This window comes from Streptomyces sp. MNU89 (genome assembly GCF_020982505.1).
In the GTDB taxonomy this organism is placed as follows: Bacteria; Actinomycetota; Actinomycetes; order Streptomycetales; family Streptomycetaceae; genus Streptomyces; species Streptomyces xinghaiensis.
The window spans coordinates 2,580,697-2,598,209 of record NZ_JAJKLL010000001.1 but is presented as its reverse complement, the minus strand read 5'-3'; the positions used below and the strand labels follow the sequence as shown (position 1 = coordinate 2,598,209).

The following is a 17,513-nucleotide window of genomic DNA, read 5'->3' as shown; positions in this document are numbered from 1 at the left end:
CGCTCACGGCCCGTGGACCGTACGGGTTCCGGCCGCCCGCGGCGGGGCGGCCCTCCCCGGTCAGACGCCGAGCTGCAGCGGGCCGTTCGCCGTCAGATCACCGGCCGCCTCGTTGACCTCGGAGAGGTTGTTGTAGGCCACGTTCGGGGCGGCCGGCGTCCTGATCTCCTCGGTCGCCGGGAGGCTCCCGGGTACGCCGGGCACGCCCGAGGAGTCGGTGAGACCACCGGCGAACTCCCGCACCCGCAGGCCTCCGGGGCGCACTCCGGCGGTGTCCTCGGTGAGCGTGCCGGCGGTGTCCCCGCTGCCGGTGACGGTCTGCCCGGCGACCGGGGCTGCGGTGCCGACGGCGGAGTCGAGCAGCCCCTCGGCGGCCGGGAGGGCGGCGTTCCCCACGGTGCTGTCACGCGTCGTGACGGCACCGGCCGTGGTCTGCCGGGCGGTGGTGTCGAGGATTTCCCCGAGGGCCGCGCCGTCGAGGTTGCTGACCCCGCCGAGACCGGCGGACTCCGGCAGCTGCGCGGCCTGCACCGGGCCGGCCGCGCCGACGAGGGGAGCCGCGCCCGCTGCGACCAGCAGCGCGGCTCGGGCGATCCGACGCGTGAGGGGGAGGGACATGGTGCTCCTTCGGCGGGGAAAAGCTGATGATTTCAGGGGAGTTGTGTCCGTTCGGCGGACACAGTGACTACCGCGTGAGGAGCGGGAAGGTTGCGGCGGACCGGGGTAAAGGATTGGCAATGCGCCGCGCCCCGGGGCCGGCCGCGAAGGGGCGCGGAGGGGGCGCGGAGCGCCGTACGGGACCGGTGCGCGGGAGCGCCGGTCCCCGGGCCTCGCAGGTCGGACGGGGGCCCGGGGCTCCGTCCGCGCCCGGCCGGGACGCTCCCCCGGGTGCCGGCCCGGCGGCGGGCGGCTCCCCCGGGCGGGCGACCCTCCGTACTACTGAACGGTGGTGATGACCACGGCCGCCGCGGCCCGCTTGCGGGCCGCCGCCGAGGAGCCGGCCGCCTCCGGGCGCCAGCCGTTGCCGGAACTGGAGGCGCTCCACACCCGGCCCGCGTACGAGACCTGGGCGATCCGCAGCTCCCGGGCGTGCGCCACCGCCCAGTGGGCCAGCTCCCAGCCGCGCCGCTCCGGGCCGCCGGAGGCCGTCTCCGGCACCGGAACGCTCACCACCGGACCGGGCGAACCGCTCTTCCCGGCCCCGCCCAACCGTCCGGCGCCGCCCGCCAGCACGTCGCGGCCGAACTCGCGCCGCAGCTTCTCCCGCACCCGGACCGGGTCGCCCGGCTGCTCCTGTGCCCCCGGAGCGCAGCTCAGCGACGCCTCCGCGCGGCCGGTCAGCGCCGAGGTGAGCAGCGCGGCGTTCGGCTCGTGCTTGGCGTACGCCTGCGGGAACCCGCTGCGCTGCACCTGCTGGGCGGCCACGGTCAGCGGCAGCCGGGAGTAGCCGGGGACCTTCACCAGATGGTCGTAGAACGCCCCGGCCGAGTACACCGGGTCCATGATCTGCTCCGGCGTGCCCCAGCCCTGGGTGGGCCGCTGCTGGAAGAGGCCGAGCGAATCCCGGTCGCCGTAGCGGATGTTGCGCAGCCCGGACTCCTGCATCGCGGTGGCGAGCGCGATGGTCACCGCGCGCTCCGGGAGCCGGCGGGCCGATCCGACGGCCGCGATGGTGGCGGCGTTCACCGCCTGCTGGGGTTCGAGTTCGTACGGTTCGCCGTCCTGCCCCGGGGCTCTGACGGCACAGCGAGGCGAACCCGGTCCGGAGGTCTGGAAGTGCACCGCCAGATACCCGGCCAGGGCCAGCAGGACGGTGCACGCCACCAGCGCGCGCAGAAGGCGCCGGCGGCGGACGGAAACGGTTCGGCTGGACACGCCGCACACGGTACCGGGCGGCCGTGAAGGCCGCGGCCCGTGCCCGGAAGGACGGCCCCCGGGCGGCCGGGGGGCGGCCCCCGCCGACGGGTTAGGGTCGCCGCCATGGACCCACACGTGCTCGATCTGTCCCTGGACGCCGCCGCCCTCACCGCCGCCCTCGTGGACATCCCGTCCGTCAGCGGCCGGGAGAAGCCGCTGGCCGACGCGGTCGAGACGGCGCTGCGCGCCCTGCCGCACCTCACCGTGGACCGGCACGGCAACAACGTCGTCGCCCGGACGCGGCTGGGGCGCCCGGAGCGGGTGGTGCTTGCCGGCCACCTCGACACCGTGCCCATCGCGGACAACGTGCCCTCCCGGCTGGACGAGGAGGGCTACCTCTGGGGCTGCGGGACCTGCGACATGAAGTCCGGGCTCGCCGTGCAGCTGCGCATCGCCGCGACGGTGCCGGAGCCCAACCGCGATCTGACCTTCGTCTTCTACGACAACGAAGAGGTCGCCGCCGAGCTCAACGGCCTCGGCCATGTCGCCGCGGCCCATCCGGACTGGCTGGAGGGGGACTTCGCCGTCCTCCTGGAGCCCTCGGACGGGCAGGTCGAGGGCGGCTGCCAGGGCACGCTCCGGGTCCTTCTGCGCACCACGGGGGAGCGGGCGCACTCGGCCCGCGCCTGGATGGGCTCCAACGCGATCCACGCGGCCTCGCCGATCCTGAGCCGGCTGGCCTCGTACGAACCGCGCCGGGTGGTCATCGACGGGCTGGAGTACCGCGAGGGGCTGAACGCCGTGGGCATCGAGGGCGGGGTGGCCACCAACGTCATCCCGGACGACTGCACGGTCACCGTCAACTTCCGCTACGCGCCGGACCGCACCGAGCAGGAGGCGGAGCAGCACGTCCGGGAGGTCTTCGCGGACTGCGGGGTGGCCGAGTTCGTCATCGACGACCACACCGGCGGCGCCCTGCCCGGCCTCTCCCACCCCGCCGCGGCGGCCTTCATGGCGGCGGTCGGCGGCCGGGCGCAGCCCAAGTTCGGCTGGACCGACGTCTCCCGCTTCAACGCGCTGGGCGTTCCGGCCGTCAACTACGGTCCGGGCGCACCGCTGCTGGCGCACAAGCGGGACGAACGCGTGCTCACCTCGCTGATCAACCACTGCGAGGAGCGGTTGTCCGCCTGGCTGACGGCCTGAGGTGCCTTGCCGTCAACCTGCCGGGGCATACGCTGATCCGCGAAGATCCTCCCGTCGCCGGACGACACGGGAGGCGGTGTCTCGGAAGGAGCGGCCCGTGACCAGTGCCGAGGGAGAAGCCCGGGAAGGAGTCGGCCGGGAGCAGCACCTGGGGCCGGTGACGCGGCGGCGCGGCCAGGTCCAGCCGACCACCACCGACCAGCGGCTGCTGGACTCGCCGCCGGGGCCCGTGGAGTGGGTGCACCAGGACCCGTGGCGGGTGATGCGCATCCAGTCCGAGTTCGTCGAGGGCTTCGGTACGCTCGCCGAACTCGGCCCGGCCATCAGCGTCTTCGGCTCGGCCCGCACGCCCGTCGGCTCGGAGGACTACGAGAACGGGGTCAGGATCGGCCGGGCCCTGGCCGAGGCCGGCTTCGCGGTGATCACCGGCGGTGGGCCCGGCGCGATGGAGGCCGCGAACAAGGGCGCGTACGAGGTGAACGGGGTCTCGGTCGGCCTCGGCATCGAACTCCCCTTTGAGCAGGGGATGAACAACTACGTCGACATCGGGGTGAACTTCCGCTACTTCTTCGTCCGCAAGACGATGTTCGTGAAGTACGCGCGGGGGTTCGTGGTGCTGCCCGGCGGACTGGGCACGCTGGACGAGCTGTTCGAGGCGCTCACGCTCGTGCAGACGCGCAAGGTCACCCGCTTCCCGATCGTCCTGTTCGGGACGTCGTACTGGAAGGGCCTGGTGGACTGGGTGGAGAACACCCTGATCGGCACGGGCAAGGCGGCGCAGCACGATCTGGACCTCTTCCACCTGACGGACGACGTGGACGAGGCCGTCAGCCTGGTGAGCAAGGAGACCGGGCAGGCCTGAGGGGTGTCCCGCAAGCCCCGGCCGGCTTCCCGCCGTCCGGGCCGCCCGTCCCGGCGCGGCACGGGTGTCCCGGCGCGGCGGGGGCGTCCGCTCAGGCCAGTCCGCGGCGGGCCACGGCCGGGGGCCGGTGGCCCGCGATGGACGCGACCATGTCGAGCACCTGCCGGGTCTCGGCCACCTCGTGCACCCGGTAGACGCGGGCTCCCAGCCACGCCGAGACCGCGGTCGCCGCGAGCGTGCCCGTCAGCCGCTGCCTGACCGGCCGGTCGAGGGTCTCCCCGACGAAGTCCTTGTTCGACAGGGAGACCAGCACCGGCCAGCCCGTGGCCGTCATCTCGCCGAGCCGGCGGGTGGCCTCCAGGGAGTGCCGGGTGTTCTTCCCGAAGTCGTGGCCCGGGTCGATGAGGATGCCGTCGCGGCGCACCCCCAGCTCGACCGCCCGTTCGGCCAGGCCCAGGGTGACCCGGAGGATGTCGGCCATCACGTCCTCGTACGCCACCCGGTGCGGGCGGGTGCGCGGCTCGGCGCCGCCCGCGTGGGTGCAGACCAGGCCGGCGCCGTACCGGGCGGCGACCGCGGCGAGCTGCGGATCGACCCCGCCCCAGGCGTCGTTGAGCAGATCGGCGCCCGCCTCGCAGACCGCCTCGGCGACCTCGTGGCGCCAGGTGTCGACGCTGATCACCACCTCCGGATGGCGCCGCCGCACCTCGGCCACGAAGCCGACGGTGCGCCGCGCCTCCTCCTCGGCCGTGACCTCCTCGCCGGGGCCGGCCTTGACACCGCCTATGTCCACGATGGCGGCACCCTCGGCGATCGCCTGCTCGACGCGGGCCAGCGCGGGCTCGTCCCGGAAGGTGGAGCCCTGGTCGTAGAAGGAGTCCGGGGTGCGGTTGACGATGGCCATGACCACCGGCTCGTGCTCGCCGAACTCGCGCTTCCCCAGCCGCAGCACCACTCGTGACCTCCTCCGGCCGCCCGTCGGGCGGTGGGACCGCTCTCCGGCCCCGGGACAGTTCTCCGACCGGCCCGTCCGGCTCTCCGCACGGACCCGGTGACCGACTCCGGGGTCGGTCCGGCCCTTCCGCGGCGCCCGGCACCGCACCTCGCCGCGTCGCCGGGCACGCCCGCGTACGGTCCGGTACGCCGGCGGCCCCCCGCCTCGCGGGGCTTCCCCACGGCCCGAAGGGTGTGGGAGGTGCCCCCGGCACCGGGCGCCGCGGCCCGGTCCGACGCGGAGCGCCAGACAGACCCTAGCCCCTCCGGACGGCCCGCCGGAGCGTGCCCGGCACCCGGCCGGTTGCCCGGCGTCCGGCGGAGCGTGGCACCATCGTCCCCTCAGACCCTGCCGACGCATCCGGGGAGACGGTCGTGTTCTGGTTCTTGCTCATCGCGCTGGTCGTGGTGGTCGCGGCGGTCACCCTCGCCGTGGTCGGCGGCGACGACGGCGCGGCGCTGCCGGACGCCGAGCCGGACCGGCTCGCCGATCCGCTGCCCCTCTCGCGCCCCGTCAGCCGCGCCGACGTCGAGACGGTGCGCTTCCCGGTGGTCGTGCGCGGCTACCGCATGACCGACGTCGACGACGTGCTCGACCGGCTCGCCGCCGAACTGGCCGAGCGGGACGCCCGGATCGCCGAGCTGGAGACCGCGCTGACGGGGGCCCGGGCGGCAGCGTTCGGCGCCCCGGACCTCTTCCGCGAGGGGACCGGCGAGGAGGAGCCGGCGAACGGCCGCGCGGCCGACGGCGGCGTGATGGGCGGGGACGACGCGTCCACCGGTGCCACGGCCCCCGGCGGCGAAGCCGGCGGTGACGGCGGCGGAGCCCCGGACACCGCCGCCCCGGACACCGCGGCCCCCGGCACCCGCCCGGCGGGCGGCGGCGGGCGGACCGCGTGACCGGCCCGGCCACCGAACCCGTACCGGCGGGCGCGCCGCTCCCCGGCCCGGACGGCCTGCTCCGCTGCCCCTGGGGCCTCTCCGCGGAGGAGTACGTGGCGTACCACGACACCGAGTGGGGCCGCCCGGTCCACGGCGACGACGCCCTCTTCGAACGGCTGTGCCTGGAGGCGTTCCAGTCCGGGCTGTCCTGGCTGACGATCCTCCGCCGCCGCGAGGGCTTCCGCGCGGCCTTCAAGGACTTCTCGATCCCCGACGTGGCCGCGTTCACCGCGGAGGACGTGGAGCGGCTGCTCGGCGACGCCCGGATCATCCGCAACCGCGCCAAGATCGAGGCGACGGTGGCCAACGCCCGGGTCGCCGACCGGTGGGAGAAGGGCGAGCTGGACGCGCTGGTCTGGTCGTACGCGCCCGCCGCCCGCCCGGCCCCGCGCACGCTCGCGGACGTCCCCGCCGTCACGGCCGAGTCGGCGGCGCTGGCGAAGGCGCTCAAGAAGCGCGGCTTCCGCTTCGTCGGGCCCACCACCGCCTACGCCCTGATGCAGGCCTGCGGGCTCGTCAACGACCACCTCGCCGAGTGCTGCGCGCGGGCGGGCGGCCGGGCCTGAGGGCGGGGCCCGGCCCCTCCCGGCCGGCCCTCCGCGCGGCCCGGGCCCGGTTCCGGCGTACCGGCCCCGGGGTGCCCGCTTCCGTGTGCCGGCTCACCGGCCCGTGAAGCGCGGCTTCTCCTTCCGTACGAAGGCCTCGACCGCGATCGCGTGGTCCTCGGAGGCCCCGGCCCGGGTCTGGAGCTCGTCCTCCTTGGCCAGCGTCTCGACGAGGGTGTGCGTGGTCCCGTAGGCCATCGATTCCTTGAGCGCCGCGTAGGCGAGGGTCGGCCCGCCGGCCAGCTTCCGGGCGACGGCCTCCGCCTCGGCGGCGAGCTCGTCCGCCGGGACCACCCGGTTGACCATGCCCAGGTCCAGCGCCTCGTGGGCGTCCACGGTGCGCGGGAAGAGCAGCAGATCGGCGGCCCGGCCGTGGCCGATCAGCCGGGGGAGGGTCCAGGAGACCCCCGAGTCGGCGGTGAGGGCCACCCCGGCGAAGGACGTGGTGAAGGCGGCGGTGGCGGCGGCGATCCGGTAGTCGGCGGCGAATGCGAAGCCCGCGCCCGCCCCGGCGGCGACGCCGTTGACCGCGGCGACCACGGGCTTGGGCATCCCGGCGATGGCTTCGGTGATCGGGTTGTAGTGCCTGCGCACGGTGTCCATCGAGTTGCCCCCGCCGGACTCCCGCGCCGCGGCCAGCGTGCCGATGTGCTCCTTGAGGTCCTGGCCGACGCAGAAGGCCCGGCCCCGGCCCGTGAGCAGCACGGCCCGTACGGCGGAGTCCGCCGCGGCCTGCTGGAGGGCCTCCCGCAGGGCCTCCTTGATCTCGGTGTTCAGGGAGTTCATGGCGTCGGGACGATTCAGGGTGATCGTCGCGAGTCCGTCGGTCACCTCGTGGAGCACGGTGTCGGCCATCGCCGGCTACCTCCGTCAGGGCTGGTGGGAATGGTGGTGGGCGGTCGGATCACAGCATGACGGAGACGGGCGGCGGCGGACATGTGACCTGCGTCAAGGCGGTGGATCAGCCGGGGAGGCCGGGCGGCGGCGGAGTATGGCAGCCGCATGGGCCAATTGTCAGTATTTGCGGAAGCCCGTTGTGCAAGCGATGCAGACCGATGTTGGTCATCGGGTCCCGCGATGCGGGATAATGGCCTGGAAGCAATCTGTTCGATGCCGGTGACGCTGCCTTTCAGGGGCCGTCGGCTGACTGTGAGCTGGTTTCAGGAAGGGGAACGAGCATGGCGGCCATGAAGCCGCGGACGGGCGACGGCCCGCTCGAGGTGACCAAGGAGGGGCGGGGCATCGTCATGCGCGTTCCGCTCGAAGGCGGCGGTCGGCTCGTCGTCGAACTCACACCCGACGAGGCCGATGCGCTGGGCGACGCTCTGAAGAAGGTCGTCGGCTGAGGCCGGGTCACCACACTCGTCCCGCCGCCCCGGCGGGAGCCGCGTACTCCGGTACCGGCTCCTGTCCGGGGCGGTGGCGTGTCCGGGGTGGGGGCCGGGCCGGACGGAACGCGCGCCGGGCCTACGGGCCGCGCTTGACCGCGCAGAGCAGGCCGTCGCCGACCGGGAGCAGCGAGGAGAGCAGCACCGTGCTCTCCCGCACGGTGCGCAGCAGTTCGCGCAGCCGCTGCACCTCCAGCGGCTGGGCCGAGGCGTCCATGGTGCGGCCGTGGGCGAAGACGCCCTCGAAGACCACCAGACCGCCGGGGCGCAGCAGGCGCAACGATTCATCGAGGTAGTCGAGGCACTCGGCGCGGTCGCCGTCGCAGAAGACGAGGTCGTAACCGCCGTCGGCCAGCCGGGGCAGCACGTCCAGCGCGTGGCCGGGGATGAAGCGGGCGCGGTTGGCGGCGAAGCCGGCCGCGCGGAAGGCCTGGCGCGCGAACTGCTGGCACTCGGGGTCGGTGTCCACGGTCGTGAGCACACCGTCCGGCCGCATGCCGTGCAGAAGATGGATCCCGGAGACGCCGGTGCCGGTGCCGATCTCCGCCACGGCCTTGGCGTCCACCGTGGCGGCGAGCAGGCGCAGGGCGGCACCGGTGCTGGCCGACACCGAGCGGAGCCCCGCCTCGCGGGCCCGGTCCCGGGCCCAGAGCAGGGTCTCGTCCTCGGCGACGAACGCATCGGCGAACGCCCAGCTCGTCTGCCGGTTGCCGGTAATGGCCCTCTCCTGTCCCCGTAGTCGACGCAACGGTGACTGTATCCGCTGCCCTCGGGAACCCGCTGATGGGACCGGACGTTAGCCCAGCGGGGAGAAGGAAAGGGGTCGGGAGAGCGGTGACCGAAAAGCGGGTCAAGGATGCTTATCCGGAGCTAACGGGCGAGCTGGCTATGGTAGGTGCTCCACTGGACACCACCAGAGCCACCAGGGGAGGTGCGGCTGCAGCCGGTGACCGGGGGGTGCTCCGCCGCCTCCGCAGGTACTCCGGTGAGCCGAAATCCGTGACCGACACCGCTGACCGTCCGCGTCCCGCCGACTCCACCGCCACCGCGACCTTCTCCACGACGGCGTCGTTCGGTGAGGGGGAGTCCCCCGCGTGGACCCCTCCCACCTGGGAGGAGATCGTCAGCACCCACAGCGCGCGGGTCTACCGCCTGGCCTACCGCCTGACGGGAAACCAGCACGACGCCGAGGACCTCACCCAGGAGGTCTTCGTCCGCGTCTTCCGCTCGCTGTCCACCTACACCCCCGGCACCTTCGAGGGCTGGCTGCACCGGATCACCACCAATCTCTTCCTGGACATGGTCCGCCGCCGGCAGCGCATCCGCTTCGACGCCCTCGGGGACGACGCCGCCGAGCGGCTCCCCAGCCGCGAGCCCTCCCCGCAGCAGCACTTCCACGACGCCCACTTCGACGCCGACGTGCAGCAGGCGCTGGACACCCTCGCCCCCGAGTTCCGCGCCGCCGTCGTGCTGTGCGACATCGAGGGGCTGTCCTACGAGGAGATCGCCGCCACCCTCGGCGTGAAGCTCGGCACCGTGCGCAGCCGCATCCACCGCGGCCGTTCCCATCTGCGCAAGGCGCTCCAGCACCGGTCGCCCGCGGCCCGTGCCGAGCAGCAGCGCGCCTTCGCCACCGCGCTCCCGGGACAGGGAGGACTCGGAGGAGAGGTCGGGACGGCGTGACCGGATCGGGCGGCGCGAGCCCCGCCGAGCAGCATCTGGGCGACCGTCTCGCCGCGCTGGTGGACGGGGAGCTCGGCCACGACATGCGCGAGCGGGTGCTCGCCCATCTCGCCACCTGCTGCAAGTGCCGGGCCGAGGCCGACGCCCAGCGGCGGCTGAAGAACGTCTTCGCCGAGGCGGCCCCCCCGCCGCCGTCGGCGGGGCTGCTCGCCCGTCTGCAGAGCCTGCCCGCGGGAGACGGATCACCGGAGAGCCCGGACGGCCCGTTCGGCGGCCCGGTGTCCTCCCCCGCCGAGCGCGGCCCGCGGTCCGGCCGTTCCGCACCGCCCGACTGGTTCACCGGCGGTGGGGCCGAGGCCGCCGTGGCCGTGTCCGGTGGGGCCCGGCGGAGCGGCTTCCGCGTCCACGAGTTCGCCCGCCGCCCCGCGCCCTCCGTCTCCGCCCTGGCGCCGGGTGTGCGCCAGGGGCATCAGCAGCGCAGCCGCCGTTTCGCCTTCGCCGCCGCGGGAGCGGTGTCGCTGGCCGCCTTCGCGCTCGGCGGTGCCCTGCCGCTGGAAGCGGCGGTGGACGGCCCGAGAGGCCGGGCCGACACCGCGGGCACGGCGGACCGGCCCGGCACCGCGGGGGCCGGCGACGTGGTCGCCGCCTCGGTCGCCGCGGGGGACGGTTCCGGCCGCTCCGGCGGCGCCACCAGCGTGGACCTTCCGCAGTCCGCCGCGCCGGCCGGTCCGGGGACGCCCACCCCGACCACCCACCCGGAACAGGCGCTGAGCCGCCCGCTCCGCTGCTCCCCGCCGACGCCGCGCTCTCGCCGCTCATACGCCACCTCATGAACGCCCGGCTGAGCGACGGGCTCCCGGGCGCCCCGCTCGGCGGTCCGGCGCTCTCCCCTCCCCGACGACGCTCACCGGGCCCTCCGCCCCGACGCGGACCCCCGAACCGGGGAATCGGGTGGCGCCGCTCGCGGGCGGCGCCACGGCCACCGCCTTCCTGCCGCCCGCCGCCCGCTGAGCCGTCCGTTCCGGACCGGCCGGAACCGGACCCCTGCGGAGCGGCGAGTGAACCTGGTTGAATCGCACGGTGGACCGCGGGCGGCTCGCGCCGCGGACGGACTGTGGGGAGAACATGAACCAGGGCAAGGCCACCGGCCCGAAGCCGCAGTGGTGGAGCCAGGGCGGCACCGCCCCGACCCGGCACCGGCCCCGCGCCGCCCCCGCCCCGAGCCGCCCCCGCCGCCCCGCCCGCCGCGACCGGCCCGGGCACTCCGGCCGATCCCGTCCCCCTTCCGGCCCTCCGGCTCCCGGGGCGCCCGTGGACGGACTCCCTGTGCCACCGCCCGTGCCACCGCCCGCGCCGGTCCCGTCCGCCCCGGATGCGGAACGGCCCGCCGGGGAGCCGCGGCATCCGTCCGATCCCTGCGGCACCCCGCCCTACGGCACCCCGGCCCCTGGGCCCCGCGCCGCCGGTCCAGCGTCCCGCGGTGACTCCGGCCCGGGGCACCGCCCTGCCGGCGGAGGCGGCGGTCCCTCCGCCGGCGGCCGGGACGGGCGCGGAGGACGCGGCCGCCGGCCGCTCCCCGCGGCCGTACCGCCGCCCGCGGCGGACGCCGCCGTGCCGCCGCAGGGCCCGCCCGTACCGGCCCCGGCTCCCCGGCGGCGGAGGGCTCCGCCCCGCCGCCGGGACCGCACCCGCGGCCTCTTCCGCCGCCCCGCGCCCGCTGTTGACGCGGCATCGGAGGGCACGGCCCCGTCGTCCCCGGCAACCGGCGATGCCTCACCGGGGCCGCGCCCGCTCCCGTTCCCGCCGGACCGGCTGCCGGGCCGCCGGCCGCACCGGTCCCGCCCGCGGTGCCGTCGGCAGCGGGAACCGGCGGACACTGGGAGCGGTACGACCCCTGGCGCGCTCCCGGCTCCCCGGTCACCGGGACGGCTTTCCCCTCCCCGGACGGGCCGGGGCCCGCCGCGCGCCGCCGCCGGAGCCCATCCCGGGGCGCCCTGCTGGCCGGCGCGCTGCTGCTCACGCTGGTGGCTGGAGGCATCGGCGGCGGCGTCGGCGCGTACGTCGAACGCAACGGCGGCGTGGTCGACGTCGCGCTGCCGCAGGCGCCCGCCGAGGACCGCCCCCGCGACCCCCGCAGCATCGCGGGCATCGCCGAGGCCGCGCTGCCCGGTGTGGTGACCTTCCACGTCAAGGGCGGCGGCAAGGAGGGGACGGGCACCGGCTTCGTCCTCGACCGGCGGGGCCACATCCTGACCAACAACCATGTCGTGGAGGCGGCGGCGTCGGGCGGCGACATCTCCGTGACGTTCAGCGGCGGCACGACGGCCGAGGCGGAGATCGTCGGCCGCGACAGCGGCTACGACCTCGCGGTGGTCAGGGTCTCCGGCGTCCGCGGGCTGCGTCCGCTGCGGCTCGGCAACTCCGACTCGGTCCGCGTCGGCGACCCGGTCGTCGCGATCGGCGCCCCGTACGACCTCGCGGGCACCGTCACCTCCGGCATCATCAGCGCCAAGGAGCGCCCGATCACGGCGGGGGGCGGGGACGACGGGGGGAGCGACGTCAGCTATGTGGACGCCATCCAGACGGACGCGCCCATCAACCCCGGGAACTCCGGCGGCCCGCTGATGGACGGGGAGGGCCGCGTCATCGGGATCAACAGCGCGATCCGGGCCGCCGACGACGAGACGGGTCTCGGCGCCAGCCAGGGCGGCAGCATCGGCCTCGGCTTCGCCATTCCGGTCAACCAGGGCAAGCGGGTCGCCGAGGAGCTGATCAACACCGGCCGGGCCACCCACCCTGTGATAGGGGTCACTCTCGACATGCGCTTCGCGGGCGACGGCGCCCGGGTCGGCGTGGACGACGGCGACCGTCCGGCGGTCACCCCCGACGGCCCGGGCGACAGGGCGGGCATCCGGGCCGGTGACGTCATCACCGCGGTGAACGGCGCCCGGGTGCACAACGGCGAGGAGCTCATCGTGAAGATCCGCGCGCACCGCCCCGGCGACCGGCTGGAGCTCACCCTGGAGCGGGACGGCCGGGAGCGCACGCTGCGGCTGACCCTGGGGTCGGCGAGCGACGACGAATGACGGCCGGGCCGCGGCCGCTCCGCACGGCGCGGCCGCCCCTGCCGGAAACCGCCCCCCGGGGGACCCCCGGGCTTCACCGTGCCGTTCCCCCGGCAGTACCGTCCACCCCGCACCGCCGGGTACCGTGGACAGGCCCCGACCTCGTTCCCCCACCGTCCACGGCGGCGGAGACCCACCCGACAAGCGGGCCGTGGACGTCCCAAGGAGCTGCACGGTGTTCAACGACATAGGCGCACTGGAGCTCGTGGCGCTCGTGATCCTCGCGGTGCTCGTCTTCGGCCCGGAGAAGCTGCCCAAGGTGATCCAGGACACCTCGCGCTTCATCCGGAAGATCCGGGACTTCTCGGAGAACGCCAAGGCGGACATCCGCTCGGAACTGGGCCCCGAGTTCAAGGACTTCGAATTCGACGACCTGAACCCGAAGAACTTCGTCCGCAAGCAGCTCCTGGACAACGACGAGCTCGGGATCAAGGAGATCCGCAGCAGCCTCGACCTCCGCAAGGAGATGAACGAGGTGGCGGACGCCGTCAACGGCCGGGACGGTGACGCGTCCGGCGGCGGCTCCGCGAGTGGTTCCCGCCTCTCCCTGGAGAAGTCCCCGGGTGGTACGGGGAGCGCGGGCGGCGGCTCCGACCTGCTGCGGAAGCGGGACGGGCTGGAGCCGGGCGAGCGTCCGCCCTTCGATGCGGATGCCACCTGAACCAGCCATATGTCCGAACGAAACGACTGGTGTGGTTATCCTCCCTGTGTCCGGGGTCAGCCCGCCCGCTCGGCGGTTCGCCCTTCGGCAACGGGGCAATGAGGAAGGACCACGCAGATGGAGACGACGAGCCGGGCAGGGGCGCAGGGAGCGCTGGAGGAGGCCGAGGGCTCCGGGGCGGCGGTCGGGGACAGGGTCCGGAGGGCTCTGGAATCCCGCCCGGCGGACGGGTATCTGCGGGCCGATTTCCCGTGGTACGGCCTGGACGAGGCGTTCACCGGTCCCCGCTGGCTGACCGGCGTGGGGACCGCCGCCGACGGCACGGTCGAGCACGGCTCCACCGGGCACGGTGAGGTCCCCTCGTACCGGGCGGAGACGGAAGAGCGGGACCAGCGCTTCGTGATCGTCGTCACGGTGGCCGACCGGCCCGTGCGCAGCAGCGCCGACGGCACCGGCACCCTGGAGGCCACCTCGGTCTCCTCGGCCGCCTGGCTCGCCGGCTCGGGGCTGCTGTCCCGCACCTGGCCCAACCAGATGGAGCGCTCGCTCCGCGAGGACTGGCTGGAGCAGCAGACGGCGATCGCCTGGGAGCTCGCCGACGACCTGGACGGCCCGGCCTGGTCGGTGCTGTCGCTGCCGGTCGACGGGGTGCCCACGCCCTTCCGCCACCGCGAGTCCGAGTACGGCTGGGTGCTGGCCGGCGAGGCGCCGGGCGGCGTGCTGCTCGGCGCGTACGGACGCGGCATGAGCCCCTACGGACTGGGCTTCTCGGCGATCAAGGACATCGCCGGGTACGCCGGCTGAGCGGAGAACGGCCGCGGGCCCCGTTCCGCCGCCCCCTGGAACCCAAGGACAAGGGGCGGCGGAACGGGGCCCGCGGCGCGGAAGCTCCCGGACGGCCGGGAGTCCGCGGGGCTCAGAACTTGTTGCGCGGGGTGATCCCCAGCGCCATCCCCGACAGCCCGCGCTTGCGGCCGCCGAGCTTGCCCGCGATCGAGCGCAGCGCGCTGCCGGCCGGGGACTCCGGGTCGGTGAGCACGATGGGACGGCCCTCGTCGCCGCCCTCGCGCAGCCGGACGTCGATCGGGATGGTGCCGAGCACCGGCACGTTCGCACCGGTGGTCCGGGTCAGCCCCTCGGCGACCCGCTCACCGCCGCCGCTGCCGAAGACGTCCACCAGCTCGTCGCAGTGCGGGCAGGGCATCCCCGACATGTTCTCGACCACACCGACGATCTTCTGATGGGTCTGCACGGCGATGGAGCCGGCCCGCTCGGCGACCTCGGCCGCCGCCTGCTGGGGTGTGGTGACCACCAGGATCTCCGCGCCGGGGACGAGCTGCGCCACGGAGATGGCGATGTCGCCCGTGCCCGGCGGCAGGTCGAGCAGCAGCACGTCGAGGTCGCCCCAGAAGACGTCCGCGAGGAACTGCTGGAGCGCCCGGTGCAGCATCGGCCCGCGCCACACCACGGGGGCGTTGCCGGGGGTGAACATGCCGATGGAGATGACCTTCACGCCATGCGCCGAGGGCGGCATGATCATGTCCTCGACCTGGGTCGGACGGGCCTCCGTACCCAGCATGCGGGGCACCGAGTGGCCGTAGATGTCGGCGTCGACGACCCCGACCTTCAGGCCGTCGGCGGCCATCGCCGCGGCGAGGTTGACCGTCACCGAGGACTTGCCGACACCGCCCTTGCCGGAGGCCACCGCGTAGACGCGGGTGAGCGAGCCGGGCTTGGCGAAGGGCACCTCGCGCTCGGCCTTGCCGTCGCGGAGCGCGGCGGCCAGCTCCTTGCGCTGCTCGTCGCTCATCACGTCCAGCTCGACGCTCACGGAGGTGACGCCCTCGACGGCGGAGACCGCCTCGGTGACCTCACGGGTGATCGTGTCGCGCAGCGGGCAGCCGGACACCGTCAGGTACACGCCGACCGCGACGGAGCCACCGGCGGCGATGTCCACCGACTTGACCATCCCGAGTTCGGTGATGGGGCGGTGGATCTCCGGGTCGTTGACCGTCGCGAGGGCGGCGCGCACCGCCTCCTCGGAGGGCGTGGAGACGGGGGGAGTGTCGGTAGCCATACCGTCGATGGTACGGCGCCCGCGCGGCTGTGCGGACGGCCGGTCCGGGAGGTGCGTCACAGTTCCCGGAGCCGGGGCGCGGACGGGCGCGGACGGACCGGGCGGCGGGCCGCGCGGCGGTCCGCGCCCGGACGGGCGCGGGGCGGGGACCGGCCCCGCCGTCAGCGCTCCGCGGAGCGCTCGCCGGCCGCCGTGCGGCCCTCCAGCTCCTTGAGCAGGTCCTGGAACTCGGAGCGGATCCAGTCCCGGGTGGCGACCTCGCCCAGGCCCATCCGCAGGGCGGCGATCTCCCGGGTCAGGTACTCGGTGTCCGCGATGCTGCGCTCGTTCTGCTTGCGGTCCTGTTCGAGGTTGACCCGGTCCCGGTCGTCCTGCCGGTTCTGCGCGAGCAGGATCAGCGGCGCGGCGTAGGACGCCTGCAGGGAGAGCATCAGCGTCAGGAAGATGAACGGGTACTCGTCGAAGCGCAGCGCGGCCGGGCCGAAGGTGTTCCACAGCAGCCACAGCACGATGACGACCGTCATCCAGACGATGAACCGCCCGGTGCCGAGGAACCGCGCGATCTTCTCGGAGACGCGGCCGAAGGCCTCCGGGTCGTACTCGGGCATCAGGCTGCGGCGGGGGGCCCGCGGCTGGTCGAGGCGGGTGCGTTCGGTCGTGCTCATCGGCTGCCTCCGGACAGGTTCTCGATGCCGGCCGGCCCGTGGAACTCCGTCTCCCGCCAGTCCTCCGGGAGCAGGTGGTCGAGGACGTCGTCGACGGTCACCGCGCCCAGCAGCGAACCGCTCTCGTCGACGACGGCGGCCGCGACCAGGTTGTAGGTGGCGAGATAGCTGGTGACCTCGGTCAGCGGGGTCTCTGGGCGCAGCGGCTGCAGGTCCTTGTCGACGATGGAGCCGACGAGGGTGAACGGCGGGTCGCGCAGCAGCCGCTGGAAGTGCACGGTGCCGAGGAACTTGCCGGTGGGGGTCTCGTCCGGCGGCCGGGTGACGTACACCTGGGCGGCCAGCGCGGGGGAGAGGTCGCTGTTGCGGACCCGGGCCAGCGCGTGGGCGACGGTCGCGTCCGGGCGCAGCACGATCGGGTCGGTGGTCATCAGCCCGCCGGCCGTGCGCTCCTCGTACGACATCAGCCGCAGGACGCCGGCGGCCTCCTGCGGCTGCATCAGCGCGAGAAGCCGGTCCTTGTGGCGTTCGGGCAGCTCGGAGAGCAGGTCGGCGGCGTCGTCCGGGTCCATCGCCTCCAGGACGTCCGCGGCGCGCTCCTCCTTGAGCTTGCCCATGATCTCCACCCGGTCGTCCTCCGGGAGCTCCTCCAGGATGTCGGCGAGCCGGTCGTCGTCGAGGGCCGAGGCGACCTCCACACGGCGCTTGGCGGAGAGATGGTGCAGCACATTGGCCAGGTCGGCCGGGCGCAGCTGTTCGAAGGTGGCGAGCAGGTTGGCGGCGCCCTGGCCGTGCTCCTCCAGGGAGAAGCCGGTGACGGCCGACCAGTCGACGGTCAGCGCCTCCCCGCGCCGCCGCAGGGCGCCGCCCTTGCCGCGCCGGACGAACACCTTGTCGATCTCCCAGTCGCGGCGCGCCGGGAGCTGGATGATCCCCACGTCGAGCACCGTCACCTCCTCACCGCTCTCCACCAGGCGCACACGCCGGTCGAGCAGTTCGCCGAGCACCAGGGTCTCGGTCGCCCGCTGCTCGAAGCGGCGCATGTTCACCACACCGGTGGTGATCACCTGCCCCGACTCGACGCCGGTCACCCGGGTCATGGGGACGAAGATGCGCCGCCGGCTGACCACTTCGACGACCAGACCGACCAGTCTCGGCGGCCTGTTCCCCAGCCGCAGCATCGCCACGAGGTCCCGGACCCGCCCCACCTGGTCGCCATTGGGATCGAACACCGGGACACCCGCGAGGTGCGAGACGAACACCCGGGGGGTGCCTGACGCCATGGCGCGGGTCTCCTTTGCCGGGAAAAACGGGCTGATGACTGGGTTCAGGCTAACGTGCCCCGGTCCCGCCCGCCGTGGCGCCGGCGGCGGCCCGCGGGCCCGCCGGGGGGCCTGGACAGCACCGGTACGCTGCCGTCGAGTTCCCCCGCACTCAGGAGGCACAACCGAC

Annotated in this window: 18 protein-coding genes; 10 read left to right on the top strand and 8 right to left on the bottom strand. The window is 74.6% G+C overall.

Annotated elements, in window-relative coordinates; all coding sequences use genetic code 11:
- Window positions 1-60: 60 nt before the first annotated feature.
- Window positions 61-618: an ATP-binding protein gene (locus E4N63_RS31035; protein WP_308188677.1), complete on the bottom strand. Its 558-nt coding sequence runs from the start codon at window positions 616-618 to the stop codon at window positions 61-63.
- Between the two features lie 318 nt (window positions 619-936).
- A complete protein-coding gene (locus tag E4N63_RS10985; protein WP_230240533.1) occupies window positions 937-1,875 on the bottom strand; it encodes a hypothetical protein in 939 nt (312 codons plus the stop codon).
- A gap of 105 nt (window positions 1,876-1,980) precedes the next feature.
- Here E4N63_RS10985 and dapE point away from each other — a divergent pair, with 105 nt between their 5' ends.
- The gene (gene dapE / locus E4N63_RS10980; protein WP_125625494.1) at window positions 1,981-3,060 is read left to right on the top strand and encodes a succinyl-diaminopimelate desuccinylase; all 1,080 of its coding nucleotides are present in this window, start codon (window positions 1,981-1,983) and stop codon (window positions 3,058-3,060) included.
- A gap of 97 nt (window positions 3,061-3,157) precedes the next feature.
- Window positions 3,158-3,922, top strand: coding sequence for a TIGR00730 family Rossman fold protein (locus E4N63_RS10975; RefSeq protein WP_230240532.1), 765 nt, complete (start codon window positions 3,158-3,160; stop codon window positions 3,920-3,922).
- A 91-nt stretch (window positions 3,923-4,013) separates the two neighbouring features.
- Here E4N63_RS10975 and folP read toward each other — a convergent pair whose 3' ends face one another.
- Window positions 4,014-4,874 carry a dihydropteroate synthase gene (folP, locus tag E4N63_RS10970; protein ID WP_230242436.1) on the bottom strand — a complete coding sequence of 287 codons (861 nt, stop codon included), beginning with the start codon at window positions 4,872-4,874 and terminating at the stop codon, window positions 4,014-4,016.
- Between the two features lie 416 nt (window positions 4,875-5,290).
- Here folP and E4N63_RS10965 point away from each other — a divergent pair, with 416 nt between their 5' ends.
- Both E4N63_RS10965 and E4N63_RS10960 read left to right on the top strand, forming a co-directional pair.
- On the top strand, window positions 5,291-5,815 hold the full coding sequence (locus tag E4N63_RS10965; protein ID WP_230240531.1) for a DivIVA domain-containing protein: 525 nt from the start codon (window positions 5,291-5,293) through the stop codon (window positions 5,813-5,815).
- Window positions 5,812-6,423, top strand: coding sequence for a DNA-3-methyladenine glycosylase I (locus E4N63_RS10960; protein ID WP_308188676.1), 612 nt, complete (start codon window positions 5,812-5,814; stop codon window positions 6,421-6,423). Before E4N63_RS10965 ends, E4N63_RS10960 begins: the two co-directional genes overlap by 4 nt.
- 93 nt (window positions 6,424-6,516) lie before the next feature.
- Here the strand turns inward: E4N63_RS10960 and E4N63_RS10955 are convergent, their stop codons facing one another.
- Entirely contained in the window at window positions 6,517-7,317 is an 801-nt protein-coding gene (locus E4N63_RS10955) for an enoyl-CoA hydratase-related protein (protein ID WP_125625497.1), read from the bottom strand.
- A gap of 323 nt (window positions 7,318-7,640) precedes the next feature.
- Between E4N63_RS10955 and E4N63_RS10950 the strand changes: the two genes are divergently transcribed.
- A complete protein-coding gene (locus E4N63_RS10950; RefSeq protein WP_003966491.1) occupies window positions 7,641-7,808 on the top strand; it encodes a DUF3117 domain-containing protein in 168 nt (55 codons plus the stop codon).
- A gap of 121 nt (window positions 7,809-7,929) precedes the next feature.
- Here E4N63_RS10950 and E4N63_RS10945 read toward each other — a convergent pair whose 3' ends face one another.
- On the bottom strand, window positions 7,930-8,598 hold the full coding sequence (locus E4N63_RS10945; protein ID WP_230240530.1) for an O-methyltransferase: 669 nt from the start codon (window positions 8,596-8,598) through the stop codon (window positions 7,930-7,932).
- Between the two features lie 140 nt (window positions 8,599-8,738).
- On the opposite strand from E4N63_RS10945, the gene sigE reads away from it, so the two are divergent.
- The 5 genes from sigE (at window position 8,739) to E4N63_RS10920 (ending at window position 14,123) form a co-directional block, all read left to right on the top strand.
- Window positions 8,739-9,533: an RNA polymerase sigma factor SigE gene (sigE, locus tag E4N63_RS10940; protein ID WP_125625498.1), complete on the top strand. Its 795-nt coding sequence runs from the start codon at window positions 8,739-8,741 to the stop codon at window positions 9,531-9,533.
- On the top strand, window positions 9,530-10,366 hold the full coding sequence (locus tag E4N63_RS10935; protein WP_230240529.1) for an anti-sigma factor: 837 nt from the start codon (window positions 9,530-9,532) through the stop codon (window positions 10,364-10,366). The genes sigE and E4N63_RS10935 overlap by 4 nt, the downstream gene beginning before the upstream one ends.
- Before the next feature lie 1,191 nt (window positions 10,367-11,557).
- Window positions 11,558-12,619 carry a S1C family serine protease gene (locus E4N63_RS31475; RefSeq protein ID WP_374112738.1) on the top strand — a complete coding sequence of 354 codons (1,062 nt, stop codon included), beginning with the start codon at window positions 11,558-11,560 and terminating at the stop codon, window positions 12,617-12,619.
- A gap of 214 nt (window positions 12,620-12,833) precedes the next feature.
- On the top strand, window positions 12,834-13,319 hold the full coding sequence (locus E4N63_RS10925; protein ID WP_125626093.1) for a sec-independent translocase: 486 nt from the start codon (window positions 12,834-12,836) through the stop codon (window positions 13,317-13,319).
- Between the two features lie 117 nt (window positions 13,320-13,436).
- Entirely contained in the window at window positions 13,437-14,123 is a 687-nt protein-coding gene (locus E4N63_RS10920) for a hypothetical protein (protein WP_230240528.1), read from the top strand.
- A 112-nt stretch (window positions 14,124-14,235) separates the two neighbouring features.
- Here E4N63_RS10920 and E4N63_RS10915 read toward each other — a convergent pair whose 3' ends face one another.
- The 3 genes from E4N63_RS10915 to E4N63_RS10905 form a co-directional block, all read right to left on the bottom strand.
- The gene (locus E4N63_RS10915; RefSeq protein WP_125626091.1) at window positions 14,236-15,396 is read right to left on the bottom strand and encodes an Mrp/NBP35 family ATP-binding protein; all 1,161 of its coding nucleotides are present in this window, start codon (window positions 15,394-15,396) and stop codon (window positions 14,236-14,238) included.
- Between the two features lie 161 nt (window positions 15,397-15,557).
- Window positions 15,558-16,061, bottom strand: a complete 504-nt coding sequence (locus E4N63_RS10910) for a DUF1003 domain-containing protein (protein WP_019710184.1) — start codon at window positions 16,059-16,061, stop codon at window positions 15,558-15,560.
- Window positions 16,058-17,344 (bottom strand): magnesium transporter MgtE N-terminal domain-containing protein, encoded by a 1,287-nt coding sequence (locus E4N63_RS10905; RefSeq protein ID WP_125626090.1) that lies wholly within the window; start codon window positions 17,342-17,344, stop codon window positions 16,058-16,060. Before E4N63_RS10905 ends, E4N63_RS10910 begins: the two co-directional genes overlap by 4 nt.
- Window positions 17,345-17,513: the final 169 nt, after the last annotated feature.

Coding starts and splice junctions, on each gene's coding strand:
- E4N63_RS31035 (WP_308188677.1), bottom strand. CDS start 618: ATGTCCCTCCCCCTCACGCGTCGGATCGCCCGAGCCGCGCTGCTGGTC.
- dapE (WP_125625494.1), top strand. CDS start 1,981: ATGGACCCACACGTGCTCGATCTGTCCCTGGACGCCGCCGCCCTCACC.
- E4N63_RS10955 (WP_125625497.1), bottom strand. CDS start 7,317: ATGGCCGACACCGTGCTCCACGAGGTGACCGACGGACTCGCGACGATC.
- E4N63_RS10950 (WP_003966491.1), top strand. CDS start 7,641: ATGGCGGCCATGAAGCCGCGGACGGGCGACGGCCCGCTCGAGGTGACC.
- sigE (WP_125625498.1), top strand. CDS start 8,739: ATGGTAGGTGCTCCACTGGACACCACCAGAGCCACCAGGGGAGGTGCG.
- E4N63_RS10920 (WP_230240528.1), top strand. CDS start 13,437: ATGGAGACGACGAGCCGGGCAGGGGCGCAGGGAGCGCTGGAGGAGGCC.
- E4N63_RS10915 (WP_125626091.1), bottom strand. CDS start 15,396: ATGGCTACCGACACTCCCCCCGTCTCCACGCCCTCCGAGGAGGCGGTG.
- E4N63_RS10910 (WP_019710184.1), bottom strand. CDS start 16,061: ATGAGCACGACCGAACGCACCCGCCTCGACCAGCCGCGGGCCCCCCGC.
- E4N63_RS10905 (WP_125626090.1), bottom strand. CDS start 17,344: ATGGCGTCAGGCACCCCCCGGGTGTTCGTCTCGCACCTCGCGGGTGTC.